Raw genomic sequence first — 2,174 nt, 5'->3', positions numbered from 1 at the left:
ACTCAGCGGACTCGGGCCGCCCGCCTTGACGCTGCGGGTCGAGCACACCGAGCTCGCCGCGCGCATGGACGCGCTGTCTCGCGAGGATGACGTGCGCGAAGCGCTCGAGGACTTCAACCGCCGCGTCATCGATGCGCGGAGGCAGCTCCTCGGCGGGCCGCCCGTGGTGACCTCGACCGTCGACGTCGAAGCGGAGGTGACCGCGTGGGCCGAACGCCGCCGCCGGCGCCTCGCCGCGACACCGGCCGCTCCGCTCCCGCGGCGGCGGCGTGGATGGTTCCGGTCGCGTTGACCGCGGGCCCGCAGCGCCGCCAGATCACGTGAACTCGCCGAGGTCACAGGCCATGGTGCTCCACAGCGGGTCACCTCGATCAGATCACGTGATCTGGGCGCCACGGTGCCGCCGCGCAGCCCGGACCGGGCCGGCGTCAGAGCGCGGCCAGGGCCTCGGCGCGGGCCACGAGCGCGCGGGCGCGGGCCCGGGCGGGGGCGTACGACCCGTCGACCGGGCCGTCGGGCGACGCCGAGAGCAGGGTCCGGGCCGCGGCGACCTCATCGGGCGACGGCGTGAAGCCCGCGTGCGCGCCGGGGATCGCGGCATCCCGCAGCGCCAGCGTCCCGGTGAAGCCCATCGCGGCGGCGTGGGCCGCGGCATCCTGCGCCTGTTCGCCCGGGGCGCACGGACCGTCGATCGGCCCGGCGATCCCGGCCGCCGCCGACGCGACGACCAACTGCGCGCGCGGCCACGACAGCGCGAGGCGGTCGGCGGCCATGCCGGTGTCGCGGCGGAAGTCGCCGGTGCCGAACGCGAGGCGCCGCGTCGCGGGGTGGGCGGCGATCGCCGGGGCCGAGAGCAGCGCCGCGGCCGACTCGATCATCGCGACGATCGGTACCCCCGAGGGAAGGGATGCCGCGACATGCGCGACGTCGGCGGGTCCCGCGCACATCGCCAGCACGACGCCCGCGAGACGATCGTCGAGGCCGCGGCCCAGGGCGAGGTCGGCCTCGCCGTCCGACGTTCCGGCAGCGCTGATGCGCAGCCACACCGGCGCGGCCTCGGCCGCGCGGCGGGCACGGTCGCGCCCCTCGGCCTTGCGGCCCGCGGGCAGACCGTCCTCGAGGTCGAGGACCCGCACGTCGGCCGCGGTTTCGCCGTCCGCGGCGAGCGGCGAGCGCAGCAGCCACGTCCGCGCGAGGTCGACGCGCGCGGGGGCTGAGCCACCCACGGAACCTGAAACACCCACGGACGCTGCGCCACCCACGGAACCAGAAACACCCACGGACGCTGCGCCACCCACGGAACCAGAAACACCCACGGACGCTGCGCCACCCACGGCACCAGAGCCACCCACGGACGCTGCGCCACCCAAGGAACCGGAGCCACGCGCGGGAGCGGAGGCGGCCGAAGCCGTCCCCGCCCCCAAGTGCGCAAGGCTCACGAGCGACCCCGCGCCGCAGCCGCCGCCTCGGCCTCCGCCTGGGCGCGGAAGGCATCCAGCGCCCGGGTGTCGACCGGGGCGGGCCCGGTGCCGGCCTCCGCCGACGCCTCTTCCTTGGCATCCGCCGCGGGGGTGGCCGAGTGGTCGTGACCGGTGAGGAGGGCCTCGTCGAACGGCATCCGGCCCGAGAGCACCTCCCGCACGCGCTCGCCGTCGTACTGCTTGGTCCAGACGCCGATGAGCATCGTGGCGACCGCGTTGCCGGTGAAGTTGGTGACCGCGCGGGCCTCGGACATGAACCGGTCGATGCCGACGATCACGCCGACGCCGTTGACCAGGTCGGGGCGGTAGGCCGAGAGACCGCCGGCCAGGGTGGCGAGGCCGGCGCCGGTCACCCCGGCGGCGCCCTTGGACGCGATGATCATGAAGACCATGAGCCCGATCTGCTCGCCGATCGACATGGGTGCGCCCATCGCCGAGGCGATGAACAGCGACGCCATCGTGAGGTAGATCGCCGTGCCGTCGAGGTTGAACGAGTACCCCGTGGGCACGGTGATGCCGACGACGGGCTTCGAGACGCCGAGGTGCTCCATCTTGGCGATGAGGCGGGGCAGCGCGGCCTCGGACGACGAGGTGCCGACGATCAGCAGGTACTCGCGGCCCAGGTACTTCATGAGCGCGAAGATGTTGACCCGCGTGACGACGTAGAGCAGCACACCCAGGACGAGCGTGATG

At 74.6% G+C, this 2,174-nt stretch carries 2 protein-coding genes and 1 pseudogene; 1 reads left to right on the top strand and 2 read right to left on the bottom strand.

Annotated features, from left to right (window positions below; genetic code table 11):
* Nucleotides 1–292 (top strand): annotated as a pseudogene (locus LQV45_RS27315) (DUF1992 domain-containing protein); the annotation flags it as partial.
* Between the two features lie 136 nt (nucleotides 293–428).
* On the opposite strand, the gene LQV45_RS27310 reads toward LQV45_RS27315, so the two are convergent.
* Nucleotides 429–1,226, bottom strand: a complete 798-nt coding sequence (locus LQV45_RS27310) for an aldolase/citrate lyase family protein (protein WP_230009939.1) — start codon at nucleotides 1,224–1,226, stop codon at nucleotides 429–431.
* A 209-nt stretch (nucleotides 1,227–1,435) separates the two neighbouring features.
* Nucleotides 1,436–2,174, bottom strand: a 739-nt coding sequence (locus LQV45_RS27305) for a cation:dicarboxylate symporter family transporter (RefSeq protein ID WP_230009938.1), incomplete at its 5' end; no start/stop codon positions are given.

The organism is Microbacterium sp. Bi128 (assembly GCF_918698205.1).
Note: the sequence above shows the minus strand (reverse complement) of the source record. Positions and strands in the feature narration are given on the sequence as shown.